Below are 26,955 nucleotides of genomic sequence, written 5' to 3'. Positions count from 1 at the left end.
CGCGAATCGTTTCAGGATGAGAAACTCATAAGAATGAAAGGCAGTAATAAATCCCGCTGGGTGATAGCAATCGCGATCGTCGTGGCTTCCATCGCCGCAATCTGGTTCTGGCAAAGCCGCAGCGCTTCCCAGGAAACCGCACCGGGCGCGACCAAACCAGCGCAGCAAACGCCAGGGTCAGGACGGCGTGGAATGCGTTCCGGACCGTTAGCTCCCGTTCAGGCTGCCACCGCCACCGAGGAAGCCGTTCCGCGTTACCTGACAGGGCTGGGAACCATTACTGCCGCCAATACCGCCACGGTACGTAGCCGGGTGGACGGACAGCTCATCGCCTTACATTTCGAAGAAGGGCAGCAGGTAAAAGCTGGCGATCTGCTGGCTGAGATAGACCCCAGTCAGTTCAAAGTCGCTCTGGCTCAGGCGCAGGGGCAACTGGCAAAAGATAAAGCCACGCTGGCGAATGCCCGTCGCGATCTTGCCCGCTATCAACAGTTGGTTAAAACCAATCTGGTCTCCCGCCAGGAGCTGGACGCCCAGCAGGCGCTGGTCAATGAGACGTTAGGGACGATTAAAGCGGATGAGGCCAGCGTCGCCAGCGCCCAACTGCAGCTCGACTGGAGCCGGATAACCGCCCCTGTCGATGGTCGCGTCGGTCTGAAACAGGTCGATGTGGGTAACCAAATATCCAGCGGCGATACCACCGGGATTGTCGTCATTACGCAAACGCATCCCATCGACCTGATATTCACCTTGCCTGAAAACGACATCGCCACCGTGTTGCGGGCACAAAAATCGGGGGAGCCGCTCAAAGTCGAAGCCTGGGACCGAACCAATTCACAAAAACTGAGTGAAGGCGTCCTGCTCAGTCTCGACAATCAGATTGATGCCACTACAGGAACCATCAAAGTTAAAGCCCGTTTTAACAATCAGGATGATGCGTTATTCCCTAACCAGTTCGTCAACGCCCGCATGCTGGTCGACACGCAGCAAAATGCCGTGGTGATCCCAACAGCCGCCCTGCAGATGGGCAACGAAGGCCACTTTGTCTGGGTGCTGAACAGCGATAATAAAGTGAGCAAACATCTGGTTAAACCGGGTATTCAGGATAGCCAAAAAGTGGTAATCGCCGCGGGGTTGTCCGCAGGCGATCGGGTCGTAACTGACGGTATTGACCGCCTGACGGAAGGCGCAAAAGTCGAAGTCGTTGAGGCGCATGACGCCTTAGCGACGGACGAGAAAACTGCGCCACGCGGATACGGCAAAAAAGGAGCCGATTCCTGATGCAGGCGTTACCTCCGGACAATACAGGCGGACCATCGCGCCTGTTCATTCTGCGCCCCGTCGCCACCACGTTGCTGATGGTCGCGATTTTACTGGCCGGTATTATCGGTTACCGCTTCCTGCCGATCGCCGCCTTGCCGGAAGTTGATTACCCAACAATTCAGGTCGTTACGCTCTACCCCGGCGCCAGCCCGGACGTCATGACTTCGGCGGTCACCGCACCGCTTGAACGTCAGTTCGGACAGATGTCTGGCTTGAAGCAGATGTCCTCGCAAAGCTCCGGCGGCGCATCGGTCGTCACGTTGCAGTTTCAACTGACGCTCCCGTTAGATGTTGCCGAGCAGGAAGTTCAGGCTGCGATTAACGCCGCCACTAATTTACTGCCGAACGATCTGCCCAACCCACCGGTTTACAGCAAGGTAAACCCGGCAGATCCACCAATCATGACGCTGGCGGTCACTTCCAGCGCCATGCCGATGACGCAGGTGGAAGATATGGTCGAAACCCGCGTCGCGCAGAAAATCTCTCAGGTTTCCGGCGTTGGTCTGGTAACCCTTTCCGGTGGACAACGTCCGGCGGTCCGCGTGAAGCTTAACGCTCAGGCCATTGCCGCCCTCGGTCTGACCAGCGAAACTATCCGTACGGCCATCACCGGAGCCAACGTTAATTCAGCGAAAGGGAGTCTTGATGGCCCAACGCGTGCCGTCACGCTTTCAGCCAATGACCAGATGCAGTCCGCGGACGAATATCGTCAACTGATTGTGGCCTATAAAAACGGCGCGCCGGTGCGCCTGGGCGATGTCGCTACCGTCGAACAAGGGGCAGAAAATAGCTGGCTGGGCGCGTGGGCCAATAAGCAACAAGCGATTGTGATGAATGTGCAGCGCCAACCTGGGGCGAACATCATCTCCACGGCAGACAATATCCGTCAAATGTTGCCGCAGCTCACCGAAAGTCTGCCCAAATCAGTCAATGTCAGCGTGCTTTCAGATCGTACAACCAATATTCGTGCCTCTGTTGCAGACACCCAGTTTGAGCTGATGCTGGCAATAGCACTGGTGGTGATGATTATCTACCTGTTTCTGCGCAATATTCCGGCGACGATTATTCCCGCCGTCGCCGTACCGCTATCGCTAGTCGGCACTTTCGCGGTGATGGTATTTCTTGATTTCTCCATCAACAACCTGACTTTAATGGCGCTCACCATCGCAACGGGCTTTGTGGTGGATGACGCTATCGTGGTTATTGAGAATATTTCACGCTACCTTGAAAAAGGCGAGAAACCGCTGACTGCCGCCCTGAAAGGTGCAGGCGAGATTGGTTTTACCATCATCTCGCTAACATTTTCGCTGATCGCCGTCCTGATTCCACTGTTGTTTATGGGTGATATCGTTGGCCGATTATTCCGTGAATTTGCCGTTACGCTGGCCGTGGCAATTCTGATTTCCGCCGTCGTCTCACTTACCCTCACGCCGATGATGTGCGCGCGTATGCTTAGTCAAGCCTCGTTGCGCAAGCAAAACCGCTTCTCCCGAGCCTCGGAGCGCATGTTCGATCGCGTCATTGCCGGGTACGGTCACTGGCTGGCAAAAGTACTAAACCACCCTTGGCTGACGCTGAGCGTGGCACTCGGCACGCTGGCACTGAGCGTCATGCTATGGGTTTTCATCCCAAAAGGTTTCTTCCCGATCCAGGACAACGGTATTATCCAGGGTACGCTACAGGCACCGCAGTCCAGTTCGTTTGCCAGCATGGCCCAGCGCCAGCAACAGGTTTCAGATGTCATCCTTAAAGATCCGGCTGTAGAGAGCCTGACCGCGTTTGTTGGCGTGGATGGTACGAATCCGGCATTAAACAGCGCGCGTTTGCAAATTAACCTTAAACCGCTGGATGAACGTGACGATCGCGTACAGAAAGTGATCGCCCGGTTACAGGACGCGGTTGACAGAGTCCCCGGCGTTGACCTCTACCTTCAGCCGACCCAGGACCTGACGATTGATACTCAGGTTAGCCGGACGCAATATCAGTTTACGCTGCAAGCAACTTCCCTGGATGCCCTCAGCACCTGGGTTCCACAACTGTTAGCAAAACTACAGCAGCTACCGCAACTGTCCGACGTCAGCAGCGACTGGCAGGATAAAGGACTGGTGGCGTATGTGAATGTCAATCGCGACAGCGCCAGCCGTTTAGGCATTAGCATGGCGGATGTCGATAATGCCCTGTATAACGCCTTCGGCCAGCGACTGATTTCAACCATCTACACCCAGGCCAACCAGTATCGCGTCGTGTTAGAACATGACACCAATAATACGCCAGGCATTGCCGCGCTGGACACTATCCGTCTGACCAGTAGTGACGGCGGCATGGTACCGCTCAGTGCGATCGCCAGCGTTGAACAGCGTTTCGCCCCTCTGTCGATTAACCACCTCGATCAGTTCCCGGTCACCACCATCTCATTCAACGTGCCGGAAGATCATTCGCTGGGCGATGCGGTACAGGCAATTCTGGATGCAGAAAAAACGCTTAACCTGCCCGCGAATATTACCACCCAGTTCCAGGGCAGTACCCTCGCCTTCCAGGCCGCGTTGGGCAACACTATCTGGTTGATTGTGGCCGCGGTTGTGGCGATGTATATCGTGCTCGGCGTGTTGTACGAGAGCTTTATTCACCCGATTACCATTCTCTCCACGCTGCCTACAGCGGGTGTCGGAGCACTGCTGGCGTTAATGATTGCAGGCAGCGAACTGGACGTCATCGCGATCATCGGCATTATTTTGTTGATCGGTATCGTCAAGAAAAACGCCATCATGATGATCGACTTTGCCCTTGCTGCGGAGCGCGAACAGGGTATGGCGCCGCGCGATGCCATTTTCCAGGCGTGTTTACTGCGTTTTCGTCCAATCCTGATGACGACGCTGGCAGCGCTGCTCGGCGCGTTGCCGCTGATGTTAAGTACCGGTGTGGGCGCAGAGTTACGCCGCCCATTAGGGATTGGCATGGTTGGCGGGCTGCTGGTAAGTCAGGTGTTAACTCTGTTTACTACGCCGGTGATTTACCTGCTGTTTGACCGCCTGTCGCTGTACGTGAAAAACCGCTTCCCGCGCCAGGAAGAGGAAGCGTAAATGAAATTTTTCGCGCTTTTCATTCATCGTCCGGTGGCGACCATTCTCATTTCGGTGGCTATCACCCTGTGCGGTATTCTGGGTTTTCGACTGCTGCCGGTCGCTCCGCTGCCGCAGGTGGATTTTCCGGTGATAATGGTCAGCGCATCATTACCCGGTGCCTCCCCTGAAACAATGGCCTCCTCGGTCGCGACCCCGCTGGAGCGCTCGCTGGGGCGCATCGCGGGTGTGAACGAAATGACCTCAAGCAGTTCGCTTGGCAGTACGCGCATTATTCTCGAATTCAAATTCGACCGTGACATCAATGGTGCAGCGCGGGACGTTCAGGCCGCGATTAACGCGGCGCAAAGCCTGTTACCCAGCGGGATGCCAAGCCGACCAACGTACCGCAAAGCCAACCCTTCCGATGCGCCAATAATGATCCTGACGCTCACGTCAGACACTTACTCGCAGGGTGAACTGTACGATTTCGCATCGACCCAACTGGCACAAACCATCGCGCAAATCGACGGAGTGGGTGACGTGGACGTCGGCGGGAGTTCTCTGCCTGCCGTACGGGTCGGACTCAACCCGCAAGCGCTGTTTAACCAGGGGGTGTCACTGGACGACGTGCGTAGCGCGATCGACAACGCCAACGTGCGTAAGCCGCAGGGAGCAATCGAGAATGATACCCATCGCTGGCAGGTACAAACTAACGATGAGCTGAAAACCGCCGCCGAATACCAACCGATTATCATCCACTATAACAACGGCGCGGCGGTGCGGCTTGGTGACGTTGCGTCTGTAACCGACTCGGTACAGGACGTTCGTAACGCGGGGATGACCAACGCCAAACCCGCCATCCTGCTGATGATCCGCAAACTGCCGGAAGCCAATATTATTCAGACGGTAGACAGCATTCGCGCCAAATTACCGGAGTTACAAACACTAGTCCCGGCCGCCATCGACCTGCAAATTGCCCAGGACCGTTCGCCGACTATTCGCGCCTCACTGGAGGAAGTCGAACAGACGCTGATTATCTCTGTAGCACTGGTTATCCTGGTGGTCTTTGTTTTCCTGCGTTCCGGGCGCGCGACCCTGATCCCCGCAGTAGCGGTTCCGGTCTCGCTGATTGGTACCTTTGCCGCCATGTATCTGTGCGGATTCAGCCTGAATAACCTGTCGTTGATGGCGCTGACCATTGCGACGGGATTTGTCGTGGATGACGCCATCGTGGTACTGGAAAATATTGCTCGCCATCTGGAAGCGGGCATGAAGCCACTGCAGGCGGCATTACAGGGCACGCGCGAAGTGGGATTCACCGTGCTCTCTATGAGCCTGTCGCTGGTGGCGGTATTCCTGCCACTGCTGTTAATGGGGGGATTGCCTGGGCGCCTGCTGCGCGAATTTGCCGTCACGCTGTCGGTTGCCATCGGTATCTCGCTGCTGGTGTCACTCACATTAACGCCAATGATGTGCGGCTGGATGCTCAAATCCAGCGCCCCGCGTGAACAGTCGCGTAAACGGGGATTTGGTCGTGTGTTGGTAGCACTGCAGCAGAGTTACGGCACTTCGCTTAAATGGGTGTTGCGCCACACGCGAATGGTGGGTGTGGTGTTGCTCGGCACTATTGCGCTGAATATCTGGCTTTATATTTCCATTCCCAAAACCTTCTTCCCGGAGCAGGATACGGGCGTATTGATGGGAGGGATCCAGGCCGACCAGAGCATCTCTTTCCAGGCTATGCGCGGCAAACTGCAGGACTTTATGAAGATCATCCGCGACGACCCGGCAGTAAATAACGTCACTGGTTTTACAGGCGGTTCCCGGGTTAACAGTGGGATGATGTTTATTACCCTCAAGCCGCGCGATGAACGCCGCGAAACCGCTCAGCAGGTGATCGACCGCCTACGAGTGAAGTTGGCAAAAGAGCCGGGCGCGAATCTGTTTTTGATGGCAGTCCAGGATATTCGCGTCGGTGGACGCCAGGCCAACGCCAGCTATCAATACACATTGCTGTCCGACGATCTCGCAGCGCTTCGTGAGTGGGAACCGAAAATCCGTAAGGCGCTTGCCGCCCTGCCCCAACTGGCGGACGTCAATTCCGATCAGCAGGATAATGGTGCGGAGATGAACCTTTCCTACGATCGTGACACCATGTCGCGTCTGGGGATCGACGTCGCAGCCGCTAACAGCCTGTTGAACAACGCGTTTGGCCAACGGCAAATTTCGACTATTTATCAGCCGATGAACCAGTACAAAGTGGTGATGGAGGTCGATCGACGTTACACCCAGGACATTAGCGCGCTGGACAAAATGTTCGTCATCAACAATGACGGTAAGGCGATCCCGTTATCGTACTTTGCCAAATGGCAACCGGCGAATGCCCCGCTGTCGGTTAACCATCAGGGCTTATCTGCCGCCTCAACCGTGTCGTTTAACCTGCCGACAGGCTCTTCTTTATCTGAGGCGACAGAGGCCATCAACAGAACAATGACCCAACTCGGCGTTCCCTCCACGGTGCGCGGCAGCTTTGCCGGTACAGCACAAGTATTTCAGGACACCATGAAGTCACAGGTGATCCTGATCATCGCCGCTATTGCCACGGTCTACATCGTGCTGGGCATGTTGTATGAAAGCTATGTTCACCCTCTGACCATTCTCTCCACGCTACCTTCCGCTGGCGTTGGGGCTTTGCTGGCGCTGGAGCTGTTCAATGCCCCGTTCAGCCTAATCGCCCTGATAGGGATCATGCTATTAATTGGCATTGTGAAGAAAAACGCCATCATGATGGTCGATTTTGCGCTGGAAGCACAGAGAAACGGCAAGCTGCAGCCGGAGGAAGCCATTTTCCAGGCCTGCCTGTTGCGCTTTCGCCCAATCATGATGACCACGCTGGCAGCGTTGTTTGGCGCGCTGCCGCTGGTGTTATCCGCAGGAGATGGCTCTGAACTGCGCCAGCCGTTGGGGATAACCATAGTCGGCGGCCTGGTCGTGAGCCAACTCCTGACGCTGTATACCACGCCCGTGGTGTATCTCTTTTTCGACCGTCTGCGTCTGCGTTTTTCGCGTAAAAACAGCAAACCGGTAGCAGAGTTATGACAGAACTTCCCGACAGCACCCGCTGGCAGCTTTGGATTGTGGCATTCGGCTTTTTTATGCAATCGCTGGATACCACCATCGTTAATACCGCGCTTCCCTCGATGGCGGCAAGCCTCGGGGAAAGCCCGTTACATATGCATATGGTCATTGTGTCATATGTATTAACCGTTGCCGTCATGCTGCCCGCCAGCGGATGGCTGGCAGACAAAGTCGGCGTGCGTAATATCTTCTTCAGCGCCATCATTCTGTTTACACTTGGTTCGCTGTTTTGCGCCTGGTCGAGCACGCTCAACGAGCTGGTGATGGCACGCGTCTTACAAGGCGTTGGCGGTGCGATGATGGTGCCGGTCGGCAGGCTAACGGTGATGAAAATCGTCCCGCGCGAGCAATATATGGCGGCAATGACGTTTGTCACACTGCCCGGTCAGATTGGTCCATTACTGGGACCGGCATTAGGCGGTATTCTGGTTGAGTACGCCTCCTGGCACTGGATATTTTTGATTAACATTCCGGTAGGTATTGTCGGCGCGATAGCAACGTTGATGCTGATGCCCAACTACACCATGCAAACCCGACGCTTCGACCTCTCCGGATTCGCGATGCTGGCGGTCGGTATGGCAGTTCTGACGCTGGCGCTCGATGGTAGCAAAGGAACCGGCCTCTCCGGTATCACGCTGGCGGCGCTGGTTATCTGTGGGGTGTTGGCAATTACGCTGTATCTGAAACACGCTCATCGAAATCCCCGCGCGCTATTCAGCTTAAATCTGTTTCGCACATCGACCTTCTCACTCGGTCTGTTTGGTAGTTTTGCCGGACGCATCGGCAGCGGTATGCTGCCGTTTATGACGCCGGTGTTTTTACAGATTGGCCTCGGTTTTTCACCGTTTCATGCCGGGTTAATGATGATCCCGATGGTGCTGGGCAGTATGGGCATGAAGCGCATTGTGGTGCAGGTCGTTAACCGGTTTGGCTACCGTCGCGTATTGGTCGCTACTACGCTTGGCCTGTCGCTGGTCTGTGTGCTGTTGATGACCACCGCGCTACTCGGCTGGTATTACGCCCTGCCCTTCGTGCTGTTCTTACAGGGAATGGTCAACTCAACGCGCTTTTCATCCATGAACACCCTGACGCTAAAAGATCTGCCTGACGATCTCGCCAGCAGCGGCAACAGCCTGCTGTCGATGATCATGCAGCTGTCGATGAGTATCGGGGTAACTATCGCGGGTCTGCTGTTAGGCATGTTTGGCCAGCAACATATCACCGTTGACAGCAATAGTACGCATAACGTCTTTATGTATACCTGGCTGTGCATTGCACTCATTATTGCGCTGCCCGCTATCATTTTTTCCCGCGTGCCGAATGACACGCAAACCAACGCGGTGATTTCACGGCGCAAAAGGAGCACCTGATGAAGTTCTGGCGGCCCGGTATCACCGGCAAACTGTTTCTGGCGATTTTCGCCACCTGCATTGTGTTGCTGATCAGCATGCACTGGGCCGTACGCATAAGCTTCGAACGCGGTTTTATCGATTATATTAAGAACGGTAACGAACAGCGGCTGCAAATGCTCAGCGATGCGCTCGGCGAACAGTATGAGCAACATGGCAACTGGCGATTCTTGCGCAATAACGATCGGTTTGTTTTTCAGATCCTGCGTTCTTTTGAACACGACAATGACGATGATAAACCGGGTCCAGCCATGCCGCCACACGGCTGGCGTACGCAGTTTTGGGTTGTCGATCAAAATGCCCGCGTGCTGGTCGGCCCGCGGGCCCCGGTCCCCCGTGACGGTATGCGCCATCCCATCCGCGTTAACGGTAGCGAAGTGGGTGCCGTGATTGCCTCACCCGTGGAGCGCTTAACGCGTAATACGGATATCAATTTCGACAAGCAGCAAAGACGTTCCAGTTGGCTTATCGTCGCGCTCTCCACGATCCTGGCGGCGCTGGCAACGTTTACGCTGGCGCGCAGCCTGCTGGCACCGGTCAAACGGCTGGTGGAAGGCACACACAAACTGGCGGCTGGCGATTTCACCACTCGCGTTGCGCCGACCAGTACGGATGAGCTAGGTAAACTGGCGCTGGACTTTAACCAGCTCGCCAGTACGCTGGAAAAAAACCAGCAGATGCGCCGTGATTTTATGGCCGATATTTCTCACGAACTGCGCACGCCGTTGGCAGTATTACGCGGTGAACTGGAGGCTATTCAGGATGGCGTACGCCAGTTTACGCCCGAGTCGGTGGCCTCTTTACAGGCTGAAGTCGGTACACTCACCAAGCTGGTTAACGATCTTCATCAGCTCTCCATGTCAGATGAGGGCGCTCTGGCCTATCAGAAAACATCGCTGGATCTTATCCCGTTACTGGAAGTGGCAAGCGGCGCATTTCGTGAACGCTTTGCCAGCCGTGGACTGACGATACAGCTTTCGCTCCCGGACAGTATGGCGGTTTTCGGTGACAGAGATCGTTTGATGCAGTTGTTCAACAATCTGCTGGAAAACAGCCTGCGCTACACCGACAGCGGCGGTGGACTGCACATCAGCGCCGAACAACGTGAGCGTATGGTTTTATTAACCTTCGCTGATTCCGCTCCTGGCGTCAGTGACGACCAGTTGCAGAGGCTGTTCGAGCGATTTTATCGCACCGAAGGCTCGCGTAACCGCGCCAGCGGAGGTTCCGGACTGGGGCTGGCGATTTGCGTCAATATCGTACAGGCGCATAATGGTCTGATCCGCGCCGCCCATTCGCCTTTTGGCGGGGTTAGCATTACAGTAGAGTTTCCGCTGGAACGCGATTTACAGAGAGATGTATGACTGAGTTACCCATTGATGAAAACACGCCGCGTATTCTGATCGTGGAAGACGAGCCCAAGCTGGGGCAACTACTTATCGACTACCTGCGAGCGGCAGGCTACGCCCCTACGCTTATCAGCCACGGTGATTTGGTTCTGCCTTTTGTGCGTCAGACACCGCCCGATATGATCTTGTTGGATCTGATGCTGCCCGGTACCGACGGTCTGACTCTGTGTCGGGAAATTCGTCGTTTCTCGGAAGTCCCCATCATGATGGTAACTGCTAAAATTGAAGAAATAGATCGCCTGTTGGGGCTGGAGATCGGTGCAGATGACTACATTTGCAAACCTTACAGCCCGCGCGAAGTTGTCGCTCGCGTGAAGACGATTCTGCGCCGTTGCAAACCGCAGCACGAACTGCAACAAATGGATGCAGCCAGCCCGCTGATTGTCGATGAAGGTCGTTTTCAGGCGTCCTGGCGTGGGAAAATGCTCGACTTAACGCCCGCTGAATTTCGCTTACTCAAAACGCTGTCACATGAACCGGGAAAAGTCTTCTCCCGCGAACAGTTACTCAATCATCTCTACGACGATTACCGCGTGGTTACCGATCGCACTATCGACAGCCATATTAAGAACTTGCGACGCAAGCTGGAGTCGCTGGATGCGGAGCAGTCATTTATCCGCGCGGTCTATGGCGTAGGGTATCGTTGGGAAGCCGATGCGTGCCGAATTGTGTAATCAGAGATAGCCCAACCGATGTCAGATAAGGCGGAGCGACCACCAGGTACAATGACTTTACCTGCCCGCCCCTCAGCGCTACAATGCCCGCCCTTAATATGGGGGCACTCCCCTAACCGCCTCACCGAGTGTGGCGAGTCTGACCTGTCATCAGAACGAGAAAATTATGTTTAAACCGGAACTCCTTTCCCCGGCGGGAACGCTGAAAAACATGCGTTACGCTTTCGCCTATGGCGCAGACGCCGTGTATGCGGGCCAACCGCGTTATTCATTGCGCGTACGCAACAACGAATTCAACCACGAAAACCTGCAGCTCGGCATTAATGAAGCCCATGAACTGGGTAAAAAATTCTACGTGGTGGTGAACATTGCCCCTCACAACGCCAAGCTGAAAACCTTCATTCGTGATCTGAAACCGGTGGTGGAAATGGGGCCGGATGCCCTGATCATGTCAGACCCGGGGCTTATCATGCTGGTGCGCGAAAACTTCCCGGAGATGGACATTCACCTTTCAGTACAGGCTAACGCCGTAAACTGGGCAACGGTGAAGTTCTGGAAACAGATGGGGCTGACCCGCGTGATCCTCTCCCGCGAGCTATCGCTGGAAGAAATTGAAGAGATCCGCACCCAGGTGCCGGATATGGAGCTTGAGATCTTCGTGCACGGTGCGCTGTGCATGGCCTACTCCGGCCGTTGCCTGCTCTCTGGCTACATCAATAAGCGTGACCCGAACCAAGGCACCTGTACCAATGCCTGCCGCTGGGAATACAACGTGCAGGAAGGCAAAGAAGACGTGGTGGGCAATATCGTGCATAAATACGAGCCTATCCCGGTACAAAACGTTGAGCCGACGCTGGGGATTGGCGCGCCTACAGACAAAGTATTTATGATCGAAGAAGCCCAGCGTCCGGGTGAGTATATGACCGCGTTTGAAGACGAACACGGTACTTACATCATGAACTCGAAGGATTTGCGAGCTATTGCCCACGTTGAACGACTGACTCAAATGGGCGTGCATTCGCTGAAAATTGAAGGTCGCACCAAGTCCTATTACTACTGCGCGCGCACCGCACAGGTATATCGCAAAGCGATTGATGATGCCGCAACCGGTAAACCGTTCGACCCGCAACTGCTGGAAACGCTGGAGGGTCTGGCGCATCGTGGTTACACCGAAGGCTTCCTGCGCCGCCATACGCATGACGACTATCAGAACTATGAATACGGCTTCTCTGTTTCCGAGCGCCAGCAGTTTGTCGGTGAATTCACTGGTGAACGTAAAGGTGAACTGGCGGCAGTACTGGTGAAAAACAAATTCACCGTCGGCGACAGCCTGGAGCTGATGACCCCACAAGGCAACATCAACTTTACTCTCGAGCAGATGGAAAACGCGAAAGGCGAAGCAATGCCGGTTGCACCGGGTGACGGCTACACCGTCTGGATGCCGGTACCGGAGGATATCGATCTGAATTATGCATTGTTGATGCGTAATTTTGCCGGTGAGTCCACACGCAACCCGCATGCTAAGTAGTTAATTACGGTTATTTTTCAGCGTACGGAAGATTCTTAGAAATCGATCACATACCGTTTCGTTCATTAAGGGTATTATCCCCTCCGCTGAAAAACATAACCCATAAATGCTAGCTGTACCAGGAACCACCTCCTTAGCCTGCGTAATCTCCCTTACGCAGGCTTATTTTTTGCCTGCCGTTTAAATTCTCCGAGTATCCCCAATTCAAATCACTACTTTCAGGCGAAAAAAAACCGGGCATTACGCCCGGCTCATCGGTGATTAGAAATTAATGTGCTGCTTCGGGCTTGTGCTTTTGTGCACTCTGGAAGCCATAGGTCAGCTCATTTTTCTCTTTATCCAGCGCAACGGTTACCTGACCGCCATCAACCAGCGAACCGAACAGCAATTCGTTAGCCAGTGGTTTTTTCAGGTTATCCTGGACCACACGCGTCATCGGACGTGCGCCCATTGCGCGGTCATAGCCCTTCTCAGCCAGCCAGTCTCGGGCTTCCTGACTCACTTCCAGAGAGACACCTTTCTGATCCAGCTGAACCTGAAGCTCGACGATAAACTTGTCAACAACCTGATGAATCACCTCAGTTGAGAGATGATCGAACCAGATAATGTTATCGAGACGATTACGGAACTCCGGCGTAAACACTTTTTTGATTTCGCCCATCGCATCAGTACTGTTGTCCTGATGAATCAGCCCAATCGATTTACGCTCGGTTTCACGCACGCCTGCGTTAGTGGTCATGACCAGAACCACGTTGCGGAAATCCGCTTTACGCCCGTTATTGTCGGTCAGCGTACCGTTATCCATCACCTGCAACAGCAGATTAAAGACATCCGGGTGTGCTTTTTCAATCTCATCCAGCAGCAGTACCGCATGCGGATGCTTAATAACTGCATCTGTCAGCAAACCGCCCTGGTCGAAACCGACATAGCCCGGAGGCGCACCAATCAGGCGGCTGACGGTGTGGCGCTCCATATACTCGGACATATCAAAACGCAGCAACTCAATGCCGAGTGCTTTGGACAGTTGTACCGTGACCTCCGTCTTACCGACGCCAGTCGGCCCGGCAAACAGGAACGACCCGACAGGTTTATGCTCGTGTCCCAGACCGGCACGGCTCATTTTGATCGCTTCCGTCAGTGCCTCAATGGCTTTGTCTTGTCCGAATACCAGCATTTTCAGGCGGTTGCCCAAAGTTTTCAGCGTATCACGATCGCTTTGCGAAACGCTCTTCTCCGGGATCCGCGCAATGCGGGCCACCACGGACTCGATATCCGCTACGTTGACGGTTTTCTTGCGTTTGCTAACCGGCACTAAACGCGCCCGCGCGCCCGCTTCGTCAATTACGTCAATAGCTTTATCCGGCAGATGACGATCGTTAATATATTTCACCGCCAGTTCGACCGCTGCACGCACCGCTTTGGCAGTGTAACGAACGTCATGGTGTGCTTCGTATTTCGGTTTCAGGCCGTTGATGATCTGCACGGTCTCTTCTACCGACGGCTCAGTGATATCGATTTTCTGGAAACGACGCGCTAACGCACGGTCCTTTTCAAAGATATTGCTGAACTCCTGATAGGTGGTTGAGCCTATCACGCGGATTTTGCCGCTGGAGAGCAACGGTTTGATCAGGTTAGCCGCATCCACCTGGCCGCCCGATGCCGCCCCCGCACCAATGATGGTGTGGATCTCATCAATAAACAGAATGCTGTTAGTATCCTGTTCCAGCTGTTTTAACAGCGCCTTAAAGCGTTTTTCAAAATCGCCGCGGTATTTGGTGCCTGCCAGCAGCGAACCGATATCCAGAGAGTAAAGGGTGCAATCAGCCATGACTTCTGGCACATCTCCCTGGACGATACGCCAGGCGAGACCTTCGGCAATGGCGGTTTTACCGACACCAGACTCTCCCACCAGCAACGGGTTGTTTTTTCTACGACGGCACAGGACCTGAATGGCGCGCTCCAGCTCTTTGTCCCGGCCAATGAGCGGATCAATTCCGCCCACACGGGCAAGCTGGTTAAGGTTAGTCGTGAAGTTCTCCATACGGTCCTCCCCGCCAGCTTGCTCTTCATTATTCGGCTGATTACCAGAGTCAGAAGACTGACTTGGTTCGTCTTTGCGCGTGCCATGAGAAATAAAATTCACCACATCAAGGCGACTCACTTCATGCTTACGCAGCAGATAAGCCGCCTGAGATTCCTGCTCGCTGAAGATGGCGACCAGCACATTCGCGCCAGTAACTTCATTGCGCCCGGAGGACTGAACATGGAAGACCGCACGTTGCAAAACGCGCTGAAAACTCAACGTTGGCTGCGTGTCGCGCTCTTCTTCACTGGCAGGCAATACGGGTGTGGTTTGTTCAATGAAGGCTTCAAGTTCCTGACGCAGCGCCACCAGATCCACAGAACACGCTTCCAGCGCTTCGCGGGCCGACGGGTTACTGAGCAAAGCCAGTAACAAGTGCTCGACGGTCATAAACTCATGTCGGTGCTCGCGCGCTCTGGCGAAAGCCATGTTTAAACTGAGTTCCAGTTCTTGATTGAGCATAGGCACCTCCCCCAATATTTATGCCTGCATTCAGGCTTTTTCCAGCGTACACAGCAACGGATGCTCGTTCTCCCTCGCATACTTGTTCACCATCGCAACTTTGGTTTCAGCCACTTCGGCAGTGAATACGCCGCAAATCGCTTTACCTTGATAGTGAACTGCAAGCATCAGTTGCGTTGCACGTTCTACATCATAAGAAAAGAATTTTTGTAACACGTCAATAACAAACTCCATCGGAGTGTAATCATCATTGATTAATATCACTTTATACATAGATGGCGGTTTTAGCGCGTCACGCAATTTATCTTCCGCCAGCAGATCGAAATCCAGCCAGTCGTTCGTCTTACCCATGGTCAGTTGTCATCTTCAGTTACGGTTTCCGGCAGAAAATCTTGCCGCTGACCAGCAGCCTATGCGCACAATCAATCTACCTCAAGTATTAGATAACTATCATCTATTAGTGCCATTCGCGACATCTGTCACATAACCGACAATAGCGTTAACTGCTTCAAATTTTGATGCATTTTTACCCTATTCCGGCTGCCTGGCGCTTGACGCCCCGCCTGATTTCTCTAAATTGTAATTTCGAGAGTTGGCGAGGTTTTGAACAGCCCCCACTCCGCCACCGGTTCATTCCATCTTACTTATATAAGATTTACGAAGGATGTCGAAGTATGGAAACGGGTACTGTTAAGTGGTTCAACAACGCCAAAGGGTTTGGTTTCATCTGCCCCGAAGGCGGCGGCGAAGATATTTTCGCCCATTACTCCACCATTCAGATGGATGGTTACAGAACGCTAAAAGCCGGACAGTCTGTCCAGTTTGATGTCCACCAGGGGCCAAAAGGCAATCATGCCAGTGTCATCGTGCCTGTCATTGAAGCAGAAGCTGTCGCATAAATAACTCTTCTGTTTCATTGTGTACATCCTGCAGTCAAAATGCCAGCCCTTGCGGCTGGCATTTTTATCTCTGTGGCATTATTCCCGCGCCAGAGCATCTACTGGATCCAACCGCGCGGCATTTCGCGCCGGAAGCCAGCCAAACAAAATCCCGGTCGCGGTCGAGCACAGGAACGCCGTCAACAAAGCTACGGGTGAGAAACCGATTTCCCAGCCGGGCAGGAATAGCTGAAGCGTAAAGGCGATCAGCATCGACAAGCTAATGCCCAACGCGCCGCCAACCAGACACACCAGCACCGCCTCAATTAAGAACTGTTGCAGCACGTCGCTGGCACGCGCGCCAACCGCCATACGAATGCCAATCTCGCGCGTTCGCTCGGTCACCGAAACCAGCATGATGTTCATCACGCCAATCCCACCGACGACCAGTGAAATCACAGCCACCAGTGTCAGGAAGAGTTGTAATGTACGTGTGGTCTTTTCGGCGGTTTTCAAGACACCGTCCATATTCCAGGTGAAGAAATCCTTTTTACCGTGACGCAACGTCAGCAGCCGGGTGAGCTGCTGCTCGGCCTGGGCACTATCATATCCATCCTTCACCCGCACGGTGATCGAGTTCAGCCACGACTGCCCCATAATTCGCCCGGACATAGTGCTGTAGGGCAGCCAGACCCGCAGGATCTTGCTGCTGCCGAACATCGACTGTTTCTCTTCTGCAACGCCAATGACCGTGGCCGGCATATTTCCCACCAGCACGACTTCGCCGACAACTTTCGCTTTATTGGGGAACAACTGGCGCCGGGTATTACTGTCGAGCACCACCACCTGAGCGCGCCCCGCCAGTTGCTCGGCGTTAAAGGTGGTCCCTTCGCTAAATGTCATGCCATAGACGTTGAAATAGTCGCCGCTAACGCCGTTAGCACTGGCAGCAACGTCGATATTGCCATAGCGTAACCGCAGGTTCTTCGACACTGCAGGTGTTACCGAACTGACCCAGGGCTGCTTCTGTAGCGCCGTCAAATCGTCATACTTCAATGCCTGTTGATATTGCGGATCGTCGTCGCCGAAATCTTTGCCAGGATAGATATCAATGGTGTTAGTACCAATAGCGCGAATATCTGCCAGTACCAGTTGTTTAGCCGCATCGCCTACCACCACGATCGACACCACAGAAGCAATACCGATGATGATCCCAAGCATGGTGAGTAGCGTTCGCATCTTATTCGCAGCCATTGCCAGCCAGGCCATGGTCAGCGCTTCACGAAATCCGCTGACAAACTGGCTCCAGCCGGATGCCGTTTTCACCGTTGGCTCCGCGATATCGCGTCCACCAGAGGGTTTCTGTGGCGGCGGATTGCGCACAATCTCGCCGTCACGAATTTCAATGACCCGCTCGGCCTGTGCGGCAACCTGCGGGTCGTGCGTGACGATAATTACCGAGTGTCCGCGATCGCGCAGCTGATGCAAAATCGCCATCACCTCTTCGCCGGAATGGCTATCCAGTGCACCGGTGGGTTCGTCGGCAAGAATAACCTGTCCCCCGTTCATCAGTGCACGTGCGATACTGACCCGCTGCTGCTGACCACCGGAAAGTTGAGAAGGTTGATAATCAACCCTGTCGCCCAGACCCAACCGCTGGAGTAATTCCTGCGCACGCGCCAGGCGCTGCTTACGCTCGGTGCCTGCGTAGACCGCAGGCACCTCAACGTTTTGCGCGGCGGTCAAATGTGACAGCAAATGATAACGCTGGAAGATAAACCCGAAATGCTCGCGACGCAGTTGCGCTAACGCATCGCTATCCAGCGTGGAGACATCGCGTCCTGCAACCCGATACGTACCGCTGGTGGGCTTGTCCAGACAGCCAAGAATGTTCATCAGCGTCGATTTGCCCGATCCCGATGCCCCGACAATCGCCACCATTTCCCCGGCCTGAATGCGCAAGGATACGTCCTTCAACACCTCGACCAGCCCTTCGCCGGACGGGTAGCTGCGGCGGATATTGCTTAGTTCAAGCAATGCCGTCATTTTGCAACTCCTGCGTTGCCCTCGCCGGTGATGACTTCATCCCCCTCTTCCAGCCCTTTCACGATCTCCACATCGGTGTCATTACGCGCACCGATAACCACTTCACGTTCGCGGGTTTCGCCATTACGCAGCAGCCTGACGTTATAACGGTTATTGCCAATAGGATCGCCCAGCGCCGACAGTGGGATCGTCAGAACATTTTTGATATCCGTGAGTTGAATATGAACCTGCGCAGTCATATCCAGACGGAGGATCCCTTTCGGGTTAGGAACTTCGAAGCGAGCATAGTAGAAGATCGCATCATTCACTTTCTCTGACGTCGGAAGAACATCTTTGAGCGTACCTTCGTAGCGCGTCTGCGGATCGCCGAGGACGGTAAACCAGGCCTTTTGCCCGGCATGCAGATGAATCACATCCGCCTCAGAAACCTGCGCTTTTACCAGCATGGTGCTCATATCCGCCAGCGTCAGAATATTAGGTGCCTGCTGAGCGGCAATAACGGTTTGCCCTTGCAGGGTAGTAATTTGCGTTACTTCGCCTGCCATTGGCGCGACAATGCGGGTGTAATCAAGGTTGGTTTTTGCCGTATCGAGAGAAGCCTGATTACGTTTAATTTGCGCGTCAATTGTGCCAATTTGCGCCTGTTTGACCGCCATTTCGGTGGCCGCCGTGTCGAGATCCTGCTGTGAAACGGCCTGGGTTTTTGCCAGCTGTTGCTGACGGGAAAGCGTCACCCGCGCCAGTTTCCACTCAGCTTCTGCCTGTAAACGCTGGGCGCGCAATTCCATTAGCGTCGCTTCAACCTCTTTGATTTGGTTTTGCGCCTGTTCAGGATCGATTACGCCGAGCAACTGATCTTTTTTTACTTTATCACCGATCGCAACCGACAGCGTTTTTAACTGCCCACTGACCTGCGCCCCGACATCTACTTTACGCAACGCATCCAGTTTCCCGGTAGCCAGAACGCTTTGCTGCAGATCGCCCGGACGAACAATTAAGGTTTGATACTGAGGTAAAGGCGCATTGAGCGTTCTCCAAAGTGCAATTACTGCCACAATAATGATGATGGCGAAGAGAAAATAGCGCTTTTTGATTTTTCCCTTGAGCTTCATAAATGTCCTGGTTCCCCCAATACACCCACCAGAGTGGACTGATAAACATCAACACTAAATTAACAGGCGTTGAAAAGTGCAAAGAATAACAGAGTTATTGATGAATGGTTAAGATCCGCTGTGCTGAAATTAGTACTAAGGTATCAATCGGATTTTAATTATGAGTCAGCTAACTGAAGGCACTTTTCTTTCCACTAAACCCATTACCAGCTTTGGCCTTTTTTACCGGCTTAGTAGCGGTCATTTACGCCCCGCCCATTGCTGGGATAAAAGGAGCTTTCGTCGTAAGTTTATCTGGCGCTCATTGTTGATACCTCATCTTACTCAGGAATGGATGACAGAACTCGCCCAATGGCCGGATCTTGAAAACCTGCTATCCCGCCAACCCCGACTGCCGGTGCGTTTACATCGTCCTTACCTTGCCGCAAACTTCACCCGTAAAATGCGTTTAGCCGCGGTGCGTTTTCATTATAATGTTATCCGCCACGCATTTTTACCCGCAGAATTTAACGCCTTATTAAGCAATGATGGCTTACAGCTGGCGCAAATTGAAGGCAAAGATGACGACGTATTTAACGTCACCATGATGATGTTGCCGGTACTGGATAAAGAGGGAGAAAGTACCATTCAGGTACAAAATGGCGACGGAGACGTACTGACTAAAATGACGTTTACGTTCTGCGAATATAATGGCAAAAGGACATTATTTATTGGCGGTGTGCAGGGCAATGCGCAACTTCCTCACGAAGCAATACAAAAAGCGACCAAGTCCTGTCACGGGATATTTCCAAAACGTATTGTGATGGAAGCCATTTGCCGGTTAGCAGAACGATTGAATATTGATAATGTTATGGCTGTCAGCAATGAACAGCATATCTTTCGCAGCCAACGCTACCACGATAAAAATAAGGTCATTCATTCCGACTACAACGCATTTTGGGAATCAGTTGGCGGCGAGTGCGACAATCTCGGTTACTACCATATTCCACGCACAATCGCGCGGAAAAGCGAGGCGGAAATTGCCAGTAAAAAACGCGCGGAATACCGCCGTCGCTATCAATTACTGGATGCAATACACGCCCAGCTATCCCAACTATTTCGCCACTAATCCGCTCTGCCGCGTGCCAGCCACAGCACGCGGGAAAACATTTTCCGCAGCAGCGTGGGCACCGCGTCAACGCCGCGCCTTCCGGCTTCCATCGCCACCTCAATGGCCAAATCCGGTTTTGATGAACGGTGAATCGCCTTCGAGATAATTTTGCGCATATTCATGGGCACGTTTTCCGGAATTTGCGCCACTCTGTGAAAGACGTCTGCAAACCCCTGGCGATACATAAAGTGTTCCATGTCCAGCGCGGGAAGCATGGTTAAATGATCGCGCTCTTCTTCTCTGTCGTTATTCAACAAACCGCGCACGGTAGCCGCATACTTTTTCCCGGCCTCATCACCGTCGACCAGCACATGCCACTCAATACCCATCCGACGGGCAAACTTCACCAGCGGCTTCAGGCCGGACTGGGCAAATTCAATAACTTTAATACCTTCCGCATCAAAATGGTGCCCGCACTGGCGAGCCAGTTCATTGATAACCCAGGTTTCCGTTTCACCTTCCACCAGCAGCCAACAGCGGGCAAACAATGACGATGCACGATTAAAACGAATATGAAAGGCAATACGCCGACCGTCTTCAGCGCTGATCCCACCCGGCCCCAGCCGCCAGGCGGCGACGCGAGAGGACTCACGCACCAGACGGACAACGTGTTCCACGGGCGTCAGGGACAGTAGTTCGCCGGAGTTAGTGGTTGCCACCCGCTGCAGAGGGAGTAGATTCAGCAGGTGCCAGGCGACCGACAGCATAATAGGATGTAAACGTGTTTCCGGGTCTTCAACCAGCAGTAAAGGCCGGGCGTCTTTATCCAGTCTCAGCGTTCCTTTAGCTTGCAACAGCGTTGAAAACAGTCCCAACAGGATCACCCGGTGTGTGCGTCCGCCAGGTTTATCAATCATACGGTTAATAATATCCAGATAACGCCAGCTACGTTGTTCGTTATTGGAACGACGACGCATCAGCCGATAGCGCGCCTGGCCAGAACCCTGCTCAGAAAAGTAATGTTCCAGCAGTTGTACCATGGCCGATAGCCCCTGACGTATTTGCCCATCGGTCAGGTTTTGCGGTCGGGTAGCCAATTCGCGCGCCAGAAAATCCAGTTGCCGCGCTGTCACTTCGATTTCCGCTGAATCCGGCACCGTACCGTTGCGGATCCGTCGCATAAAACGGGCATCGCGCAAGCGCAATACCGGCATCAAACGTACGAGGTGTCGCGCCTGATCGTTAATATCGTCGAGGGTTAGCGGATGGCCCTCGCCGTCAAGAAAACTGCGTAACGTCAGAACACTACCGTCATCAGCACACTCACCTTCCAGACGATAGAAAATACGGTGATAGCCATCCTGGCACGGCGTCCAGCAGGCTTCCAGAGGACAATAGCGACGCACCCGATGACGGCCCGGCTGAGACTCACGAAACGTCAGGATAATATGCAAATGATGTTCCCGGCCCTGTATATCGCCCGGTGGGAACCAGAAATCTTCGCGGTCAAAGTGGTACAAATCAGTTTCCGGCGACAGCAACAAGGTTAAGGCATCCAGCAGACTGGACTTACCCCACGCGTTCTCACCAATCAGCACGTTGCTCTGCTCCAGCATCAGTGACAGACGGTTAATACCACGAAATCCAACAATCTCAACGCGTTCGAGAATCATATAGCCTCCGGAAATGCTAACTTTTTCCTTCAAGTTATCAGGAGTATAACGGCAAGCGGCGCTCAGGACACCCGATATCATCAGGAGGTTAATCGTAGGACCCCATAATATAAGAATATTCTTCTTATGTTTTACCTTGAATATTATTTCCGGACTCAATCATCGTCTTTTGTTAATTGAACTATGCTTCATTCATCCAATATTCAAAAAGGAATCACAACATATTGCCTTAAATCAAATTTTTTCATCAATTTAACTGGCGAAGGGATGATGTTTTTTTCTAAAATACCCGCTCTTTCATCATCGTCCCTTTTAGCGATGAATTACCGGGCGAGAAACACGAACCCGGAACTTTTAATTGAGGTGGTTATGTTCAGGAAATTAGCAGCCGAATTCTTCGGTACGTTTTGGCTCGTCTTTGGTGGGTGCGGCAGTGCAGTTTTGGCAGCCGCATTCCCGGAGTTGGGTATTGGGTTTGTCGGTGTGGCATTGGCGTTTGGTCTGACCGTACTGACTATGGCATTCGCGGTAGGTCATATTTCTGGTGGACACTTTAACCCAGCGGTAACCTTCGGTTTATGGGCTGGCGGCCGATTCCCGGCAAAAGACGTTATTGGTTACGTTATTGCTCAGGTTGTTGGCGGTATTGTTGCCGCTGCGGCTCTGTATCTTATTGCCAGCGGTAAAGCGGGTTTTGATGCAACAACCAGTGGTTTTGCCTCGAACGGCTTTGGTGAACATTCTCCGGGCGGTTATTCCATGCTTTCTGCCGTAGTGATTGAAATTATTCTGACCGCTGGTTTCTTATTAGTGATCCACGGCGCGACCGATAAACATGCTCCGGCAGGTTTTGCCCCCATTGCAATTGGTCTGGCGTTAACCTTGATCCACTTGATCAGTATTCCGGTTACCAACACGTCGGTGAACCCGGCGCGTAGTACCGCTGTCGCCATCTTCCAGGGCGGCTGGGCATTACAACAATTGTGGTTCTTCTGGGTTATGCCGATTATCGGTGGGGTCCTCGGCGGTCTTATTTACCGCACTCTGCTGGAAAAACGCGATTAATCGCTAACAAAAAAGGCCTGGCGTAAGTCAGGTCTTTTTTATCCTCTCTATATTTCCTTTTATTTGCAACTTTACTCCCCTCTTTGCTTTGAGTAGTGTGTGCTGGCGCATTTCGTCTTACTTCTCAGCAAGGATCTGATTTTCATGTTTTCAGGGCTGTTAATCATTCTGGTTCCCCTTATTGTGGGCTACCTTATTCCGCTTCGGCACAGGGCTGCATTAAAACTCATCAATCGCCTGTTAAGCTGGATCGTTTACCTTATTCTCTTTTTTATGGGTATCAGTCTGGCATTTCTGGATAATCTCGCCAGCAATCTGTTAGCCATTCTTCATTATTCTGCCGTCAGCGTGACGGTCATTTTGCTGTGTAATATTGCCGCACTGTTCTGGCTGGAGCGCTCGCTGCCCTGGCGACACAATCATAAGCAAGAAAAGCTACCTTCGCGAATCGCAATGGCGTTGGAGTCTCTCCAGCTGTGTGGCGTTGTCGTCGTGGGTTTCCTGCTCGGCCTCACCGGTATTTCCATTCTGCAGCACGCCACCGAAGCCAGCGAATATACGCTCATATTTTTACTGTTCCTCGTGGGTATTCAACTGCGCAACAGCGGCATGACCTTAAAGCAAATCGTGCTGAATCGCCGGGGGATGATTGTGGCGGTGGTCGTCGTTGCCAGTTCGATGTTGGCGGGGATTATCAATGCGTTGATTCTCGACCTGCCGATGAAAACCGCGCTGGCGATGGCATCAGGTTTTGGTTGGTACTCCCTGTCCGGTATTCTGTTGACCGAATCGTTCGGACCGGTGATTGGTAGCGCCGCTTTCTTTAACGATCTGGGTCGAGAACTGATCGCTATTATGTTGATTCCAGGCCTGGTCGGTCGCAGCCGCTCTACCGCGTTAGGGCTATGTGGCGCGACATCAATGGATTTCACCCTGCCCGTATTACAACGTAGCGGCGGTCTGGAAATGGTTCCCGCAGCCATCGTTCACGGCTTTATCCTGAGTCTGTTAGTGCCTCTGTTGATGGCCTTTTTCTCCGCCTGATACACAGACAAATACCTCTCTGGCGGTAGTCAGCTACCGCCAAAATTGCGCTAAATCAATCTCCCTGCAAGTTGTAGCAGAAATCTCTTTTATCCCTTCGCGCACAGGCATAACCTCAAACATGTATATCAAATATAACTTTAAAAGGTGTGACCATGTTTTGTGTGCAATGTGAACAAACCATCCGTACTCCGGCAGGAAACGGCTGCTCTTACGCGCAGGGTATGTGCGGTAAAACGGCCGAAACCTCCGATTTGCAGGATCTGCTGATTGCTGCCCTACAAGGTCTGTCTGCATGGGCTGTTAAAGCACGTGAATACGGCATCATCGACCATGAGGTTGATAACTTTGCGCCGCGTGCATTCTTCTCCACGCTGACTAACGTAAACTTCGATTCCCCGCGTATTGTTGGCTATGCCCGTGAAGCTATCGCCATGCGCGATGCCCTGAAAGCACAATGCCTGAATATCGACGCGAACGCAGCGGTCGCTAACCCGATGGCCGATCTACAACTGGTCAGCGATGATTTAGGCGACCTGCAACGTCAGGCGGCTGAATTTACCCCAAATAAAGATAAAGCAGCCATTGGCGAGAACATTCTCGGCCTGCGTCTGCTGTGCCTGTACGGCCTGAAAGGTGCCGCTGCCTATATGGAACATGCGCACGTTCTCGGCCAATACGACAACGCTATTTACGCGCAGTACCACAAAATCATGGCGTGGTTGGGTACCTGGCCTTCCGATATGAACGCTCTGCTGGAGTGCTCAATGGAAATCGGCCAGATGAACTTCAAAGTGATGAGCATCCTGGATGCTGGTGAAACCACGAAATATGGCCACCCGACCCCGACTCAGGTCAACGTTAAAGCAACCGAAGGTAAATGTATTCTGATCTCCGGCCACGACCTGAAAGATCTGTACAACCTGCTTGAGCAAACCGAAGGGACCGGCGTGAACGTCTATACCCACGGTGAAATGCTGCCGGCGCACGGCTACCCGGAACTGCGTAAGTTCAAACACCTGATCGGTAACTACGGCAGCGGCTGGCAGAATCAGCAGGTTGAATTCGCCCGCTTCCCAGGTCCAATCGTGATGACCTCTAACTGCATCATCGACCCAACCGTTGGCGCTTACGATGACCGTATCTGGACGCGTAGCATCGTCGGCTGGCCAGGTGTGAGCCACCTTGAAGGTGACGATTTCGGTCCGGTTATTGCTCAGGCGCAACAGATGGCTGGCTTCCCGTATAGCGAAATTCCGCACCTGATCACCGTTGGTTTCGGTCGCCAGACCCTGCTGGGTGCTGCTGATACGCTGATTGACCTGGTCAGCCGTGAAAAACTGCGTCATATCTTCCTGGTGGGCGGTTGTGACGGCGCACGCGGCGAACGTAACTACTTCACCGACTTCGCGACCAGCGTGCCAGACGACTGCCTAATCCTGACCCTGGCCTGTGGTAAATACCGTTTCAACAAACTGGATTTCGGTGATATTGAAGGTCTGCCACGTCTGGTGGATGCCGGTCAGTGTAACGATGCTTACTCTGCCATCATCCTGGCGGTAACCCTGGCTGAGAAACTGGGTTGTGGCGTGAACGATCTGCCGCTGTCTCTGGTGCTCTCCTGGTTCGAACAGAAAGCGATTGTTATTCTGCTGACCCTACTGTCGCTTGGCGTGAAAAATATCGTTACTGGCCCGACTGCACCTGGTTTCTTCACGCCAGACCTGCTTGCAGTGCTCAACGAGAAGTTTGGTCTGCGTTCCGTAACCACTGTTGAAGAAGACATGAAGCAACTGCTGAGCGCGTAAGGAGTAAAGAATGACAATGCCAACTCATCAGTGCCCATGGCGGATGCAGGTTCATCACATCCATCAGGAAACGCCGGATGTATGGACAATTTCGTTGCTGTGCCACGACTATTATCCGTACCGCGCCGGGCAGTATGCACTGGTCAGCGTACGTAATTCAGCGGACACGCTGCGTGCTTACACTCTTTCCTCGACGCCGGGCGTTAGCGAATATATTACGCTGACTATCCGCCGGATTGACGAGGGTGCAGGTTCACAGTGGCTGACCCGCGACGTGAAGCGCGGCGACTATATCTGGCTGTCCGATGCCATGGGTGAATTCACCTGTGAAGATAAAGCAGAAGACAAGTTCCTGATGCTGGCAGCCGGCTGCGGCGTTACGCCAATCATGTCAATGCGTCGCTGGTTGGCAAAATACCGCCCGCAGGTTGATGTGCAGGTGATCTTTAACGTTCGTTCGCCGCAGGATGTCATTTTTGCTGACGAATGGCATGAATATCCGGTGACGATAGTCGCTGAAAACAACGCCACTCACGGCTTTGTTTCTGGTCGACTGACTACCGAACTGCTGCAAAGCGTGCCAGATCTGACTTCGCGTACGGTAATGACCTGCGGCCCGGCGCCGTATATGGATCTGGTTGAAAAAGAAGTGAAAGCGCTGGGCGTGACGCGCTTCTTTAAAGAGCAGTTCTTCACCCCAGTGGCAGAAGCTGCCACCAGTGGTCTGAAGTTCACCAAACTGCAGCCGGCGAAAGCGTTTTTCGCGCCGGTGGGTAGCACGCTGCTGGAAGCACTGGAAAGCAATAAAGTCCCGGTTGTCGCTGCCTGTCGTGCGGGCGTTTGCGGCTGCTGCAAAACCAAAGTGGTTGACGGTAACTACACGGTCAGCAGCACCATGACGCTGACCGACGCGGAAATCGCTGAAGGGTATGTGCTGGCCTGCTCCTGTCATCCGCAGGGTGATTTAGTGCTGGCGTAATTAGCTGACCTCTGATGTACAAAAGGCTGCCAGGCTCAACCGGGTAGCCTTTTTTTTATGCTGACAGGCGCTGCAAAATTCCGATTTTTCCCCCGCTTCGACAAAATTCTTCCTTCATCCCACAATTTATCGACCACACTTACTCTGCACTGATTAAGCAATATTCCCGACT

At 53.3% G+C, this 26,955-nt stretch carries 18 protein-coding genes; 13 read left to right on the top strand and 5 right to left on the bottom strand.

The window, feature by feature from the left end; genetic code table 11:
- Positions 1–33: 33 nt before the first annotated feature.
- The 7 genes from OGX99_RS16955 (at position 34) to trhP (ending at position 12,543) form a co-directional block, all read left to right on the top strand.
- The gene (locus tag OGX99_RS16955) at positions 34–1,281 is read left to right on the top strand and encodes an MdtA/MuxA family multidrug efflux RND transporter periplasmic adaptor subunit (RefSeq protein ID WP_187253371.1); all 1,248 of its coding nucleotides are present in this window, start codon (positions 34–36) and stop codon (positions 1,279–1,281) included.
- Positions 1,281–4,403 carry an MdtB/MuxB family multidrug efflux RND transporter permease subunit gene (locus OGX99_RS16950; protein ID WP_286544327.1) on the top strand — a complete coding sequence of 1,041 codons (3,123 nt, stop codon included), beginning with the start codon at positions 1,281–1,283 and terminating at the stop codon, positions 4,401–4,403. The genes OGX99_RS16955 and OGX99_RS16950 overlap by 1 nt, the downstream gene beginning before the upstream one ends.
- Positions 4,404–7,484, top strand: coding sequence for a multidrug efflux RND transporter permease subunit MdtC (mdtC, locus tag OGX99_RS16945; protein ID WP_286544324.1), 3,081 nt, complete (start codon positions 4,404–4,406; stop codon positions 7,482–7,484). It abuts the gene before it with no gap.
- Positions 7,481–8,893, top strand: a complete 1,413-nt coding sequence (locus OGX99_RS16940) for an MFS transporter (RefSeq protein ID WP_187253374.1) — start codon at positions 7,481–7,483, stop codon at positions 8,891–8,893. The genes mdtC and OGX99_RS16940 overlap by 4 nt, the downstream gene beginning before the upstream one ends.
- A complete protein-coding gene (gene baeS, locus OGX99_RS16935; protein WP_187253375.1) occupies positions 8,893–10,296 on the top strand; it encodes an envelope stress sensor histidine kinase BaeS in 1,404 nt (467 codons plus the stop codon). Before OGX99_RS16940 ends, baeS begins: the two co-directional genes overlap by 1 nt.
- The gene (baeR, locus tag OGX99_RS16930; RefSeq protein ID WP_286544321.1) at positions 10,293–11,015 is read left to right on the top strand and encodes an envelope stress response regulator BaeR; all 723 of its coding nucleotides are present in this window, start codon (positions 10,293–10,295) and stop codon (positions 11,013–11,015) included. The genes baeS and baeR overlap by 4 nt, the downstream gene beginning before the upstream one ends.
- Before the next feature lie 166 nt (positions 11,016–11,181).
- Positions 11,182–12,543, top strand: a complete 1,362-nt coding sequence (trhP, locus tag OGX99_RS16925) for a prephenate-dependent tRNA uridine(34) hydroxylase TrhP (RefSeq protein ID WP_286544319.1) — start codon at positions 11,182–11,184, stop codon at positions 12,541–12,543.
- Positions 12,544–12,811: 268 nt separating this feature from the next.
- On the opposite strand, the gene clpA is transcribed toward trhP, so the two are convergent.
- Positions 12,812–15,088: an ATP-dependent Clp protease ATP-binding subunit ClpA gene (gene clpA / locus OGX99_RS16920; protein WP_187253378.1), complete on the bottom strand. Its 2,277-nt coding sequence runs from the start codon at positions 15,086–15,088 to the stop codon at positions 12,812–12,814.
- Between the two features lie 30 nt (positions 15,089–15,118).
- A complete protein-coding gene (clpS, locus tag OGX99_RS16915) occupies positions 15,119–15,439 on the bottom strand; it encodes an ATP-dependent Clp protease adapter ClpS (protein ID WP_151219778.1) in 321 nt (106 codons plus the stop codon).
- A gap of 323 nt (positions 15,440–15,762) precedes the next feature.
- Between clpS and cspD the strand changes: the two genes are divergently transcribed.
- Positions 15,763–15,987, top strand: a complete 225-nt coding sequence (gene cspD, locus OGX99_RS16910; protein ID WP_003036813.1) for a cold shock-like protein CspD — start codon at positions 15,763–15,765, stop codon at positions 15,985–15,987.
- A gap of 78 nt (positions 15,988–16,065) precedes the next feature.
- Here cspD and macB read toward each other — a convergent pair whose 3' ends face one another.
- Together macB and macA are read right to left on the bottom strand one after the other, a co-directional pair.
- The gene (gene macB, locus OGX99_RS16905; protein WP_286544316.1) at positions 16,066–18,012 is read right to left on the bottom strand and encodes a macrolide ABC transporter ATP-binding protein/permease MacB; all 1,947 of its coding nucleotides are present in this window, start codon (positions 18,010–18,012) and stop codon (positions 16,066–16,068) included.
- On the bottom strand, positions 18,009–19,124 hold the full coding sequence (macA, locus tag OGX99_RS16900; protein ID WP_286544313.1) for a macrolide transporter subunit MacA: 1,116 nt from the start codon (positions 19,122–19,124) through the stop codon (positions 18,009–18,011). The genes macB and macA overlap by 4 nt, the downstream gene beginning before the upstream one ends.
- Positions 19,125–19,284: 160 nt before the next feature.
- Here macA and OGX99_RS16895 point away from each other — a divergent pair, with 160 nt between their 5' ends.
- Positions 19,285–20,232, top strand: a complete 948-nt coding sequence (locus tag OGX99_RS16895; RefSeq protein WP_286544310.1) for a VirK/YbjX family protein — start codon at positions 19,285–19,287, stop codon at positions 20,230–20,232.
- Here OGX99_RS16895 and OGX99_RS16890 read toward each other — a convergent pair.
- Positions 20,229–21,887, bottom strand: coding sequence for an ATP-dependent endonuclease (locus OGX99_RS16890; RefSeq protein WP_286544308.1), 1,659 nt, complete (start codon positions 21,885–21,887; stop codon positions 20,229–20,231). The genes OGX99_RS16895 and OGX99_RS16890 overlap by 4 nt on opposite strands.
- A gap of 369 nt (positions 21,888–22,256) precedes the next feature.
- Between OGX99_RS16890 and aqpZ the strand changes: the two genes are divergently transcribed.
- The 4 genes from aqpZ (at position 22,257) to hcr (ending at position 26,783) form a co-directional block, all read left to right on the top strand.
- Complete coding sequence (aqpZ, locus tag OGX99_RS16885; protein ID WP_151219783.1) at positions 22,257–22,952, top strand: aquaporin Z; 696 nt, start codon at positions 22,257–22,259, stop codon at positions 22,950–22,952.
- Positions 22,953–23,096: 144 nt separating this feature from the next.
- Positions 23,097–23,996 (top strand): LysO family transporter, encoded by a 900-nt coding sequence (locus OGX99_RS16880; protein WP_286544305.1) that lies wholly within the window; start codon positions 23,097–23,099, stop codon positions 23,994–23,996.
- A 155-nt stretch (positions 23,997–24,151) separates the two neighbouring features.
- Positions 24,152–25,804, top strand: a complete 1,653-nt coding sequence (gene hcp, locus OGX99_RS16875) for a hydroxylamine reductase (RefSeq protein WP_151224706.1) — start codon at positions 24,152–24,154, stop codon at positions 25,802–25,804.
- Positions 25,805–25,814: 10 nt separating this feature from the next.
- Positions 25,815–26,783: an NADH oxidoreductase gene (hcr, locus tag OGX99_RS16870; RefSeq protein WP_286544302.1), complete on the top strand. Its 969-nt coding sequence runs from the start codon at positions 25,815–25,817 to the stop codon at positions 26,781–26,783.
- The last annotated feature ends 172 nt before the right edge of the window (positions 26,784–26,955 follow it).

The organism is Citrobacter sp. Cu096 (assembly GCF_030332285.1).
GTDB classification, from domain to species: Bacteria; Pseudomonadota; Gammaproteobacteria; order Enterobacterales; family Enterobacteriaceae; genus Citrobacter; species Citrobacter meridianamericanus.
Note: the sequence above shows the minus strand (reverse complement) of the source record. Positions and strands in the feature narration are given on the sequence as shown.

Bases quoted from the DNA above. Each gene is read 5' to 3' on its own strand.
- OGX99_RS16890 (WP_286544308.1), bottom strand. From the start codon at position 21,887: ATGATTCTCGAACGCGTTGAGATTGTTGGATTTCGTGGTATTAACCGT.
- OGX99_RS16950 (WP_286544327.1), top strand. From the start codon at position 1,281: ATGCAGGCGTTACCTCCGGACAATACAGGCGGACCATCGCGCCTGTTC.
- OGX99_RS16895 (WP_286544310.1), top strand. From the start codon at position 19,285: ATGAGTCAGCTAACTGAAGGCACTTTTCTTTCCACTAAACCCATTACC.
- OGX99_RS16940 (WP_187253374.1), top strand. From the start codon at position 7,481: ATGACAGAACTTCCCGACAGCACCCGCTGGCAGCTTTGGATTGTGGCA.
- clpA (WP_187253378.1), bottom strand. From the start codon at position 15,088: ATGCTCAATCAAGAACTGGAACTCAGTTTAAACATGGCTTTCGCCAGA.
- OGX99_RS16955 (WP_187253371.1), top strand. From the start codon at position 34: ATGAAAGGCAGTAATAAATCCCGCTGGGTGATAGCAATCGCGATCGTC.
- baeR (WP_286544321.1), top strand. From the start codon at position 10,293: ATGACTGAGTTACCCATTGATGAAAACACGCCGCGTATTCTGATCGTG.
- aqpZ (WP_151219783.1), top strand. From the start codon at position 22,257: ATGTTCAGGAAATTAGCAGCCGAATTCTTCGGTACGTTTTGGCTCGTC.
- baeS (WP_187253375.1), top strand. From the start codon at position 8,893: ATGAAGTTCTGGCGGCCCGGTATCACCGGCAAACTGTTTCTGGCGATT.
- hcr (WP_286544302.1), top strand. From the start codon at position 25,815: ATGACAATGCCAACTCATCAGTGCCCATGGCGGATGCAGGTTCATCAC.
- hcp (WP_151224706.1), top strand. From the start codon at position 24,152: ATGTTTTGTGTGCAATGTGAACAAACCATCCGTACTCCGGCAGGAAAC.
- mdtC (WP_286544324.1), top strand. From the start codon at position 4,404: ATGAAATTTTTCGCGCTTTTCATTCATCGTCCGGTGGCGACCATTCTC.
- cspD (WP_003036813.1), top strand. From the start codon at position 15,763: ATGGAAACGGGTACTGTTAAGTGGTTCAACAACGCCAAAGGGTTTGGT.
- OGX99_RS16880 (WP_286544305.1), top strand. From the start codon at position 23,097: ATGTTTTCAGGGCTGTTAATCATTCTGGTTCCCCTTATTGTGGGCTAC.
- macB (WP_286544316.1), bottom strand. From the start codon at position 18,012: ATGACGGCATTGCTTGAACTAAGCAATATCCGCCGCAGCTACCCGTCC.
- macA (WP_286544313.1), bottom strand. From the start codon at position 19,124: ATGAAGCTCAAGGGAAAAATCAAAAAGCGCTATTTTCTCTTCGCCATC.
- clpS (WP_151219778.1), bottom strand. From the start codon at position 15,439: ATGGGTAAGACGAACGACTGGCTGGATTTCGATCTGCTGGCGGAAGAT.
- trhP (WP_286544319.1), top strand. From the start codon at position 11,182: ATGTTTAAACCGGAACTCCTTTCCCCGGCGGGAACGCTGAAAAACATG.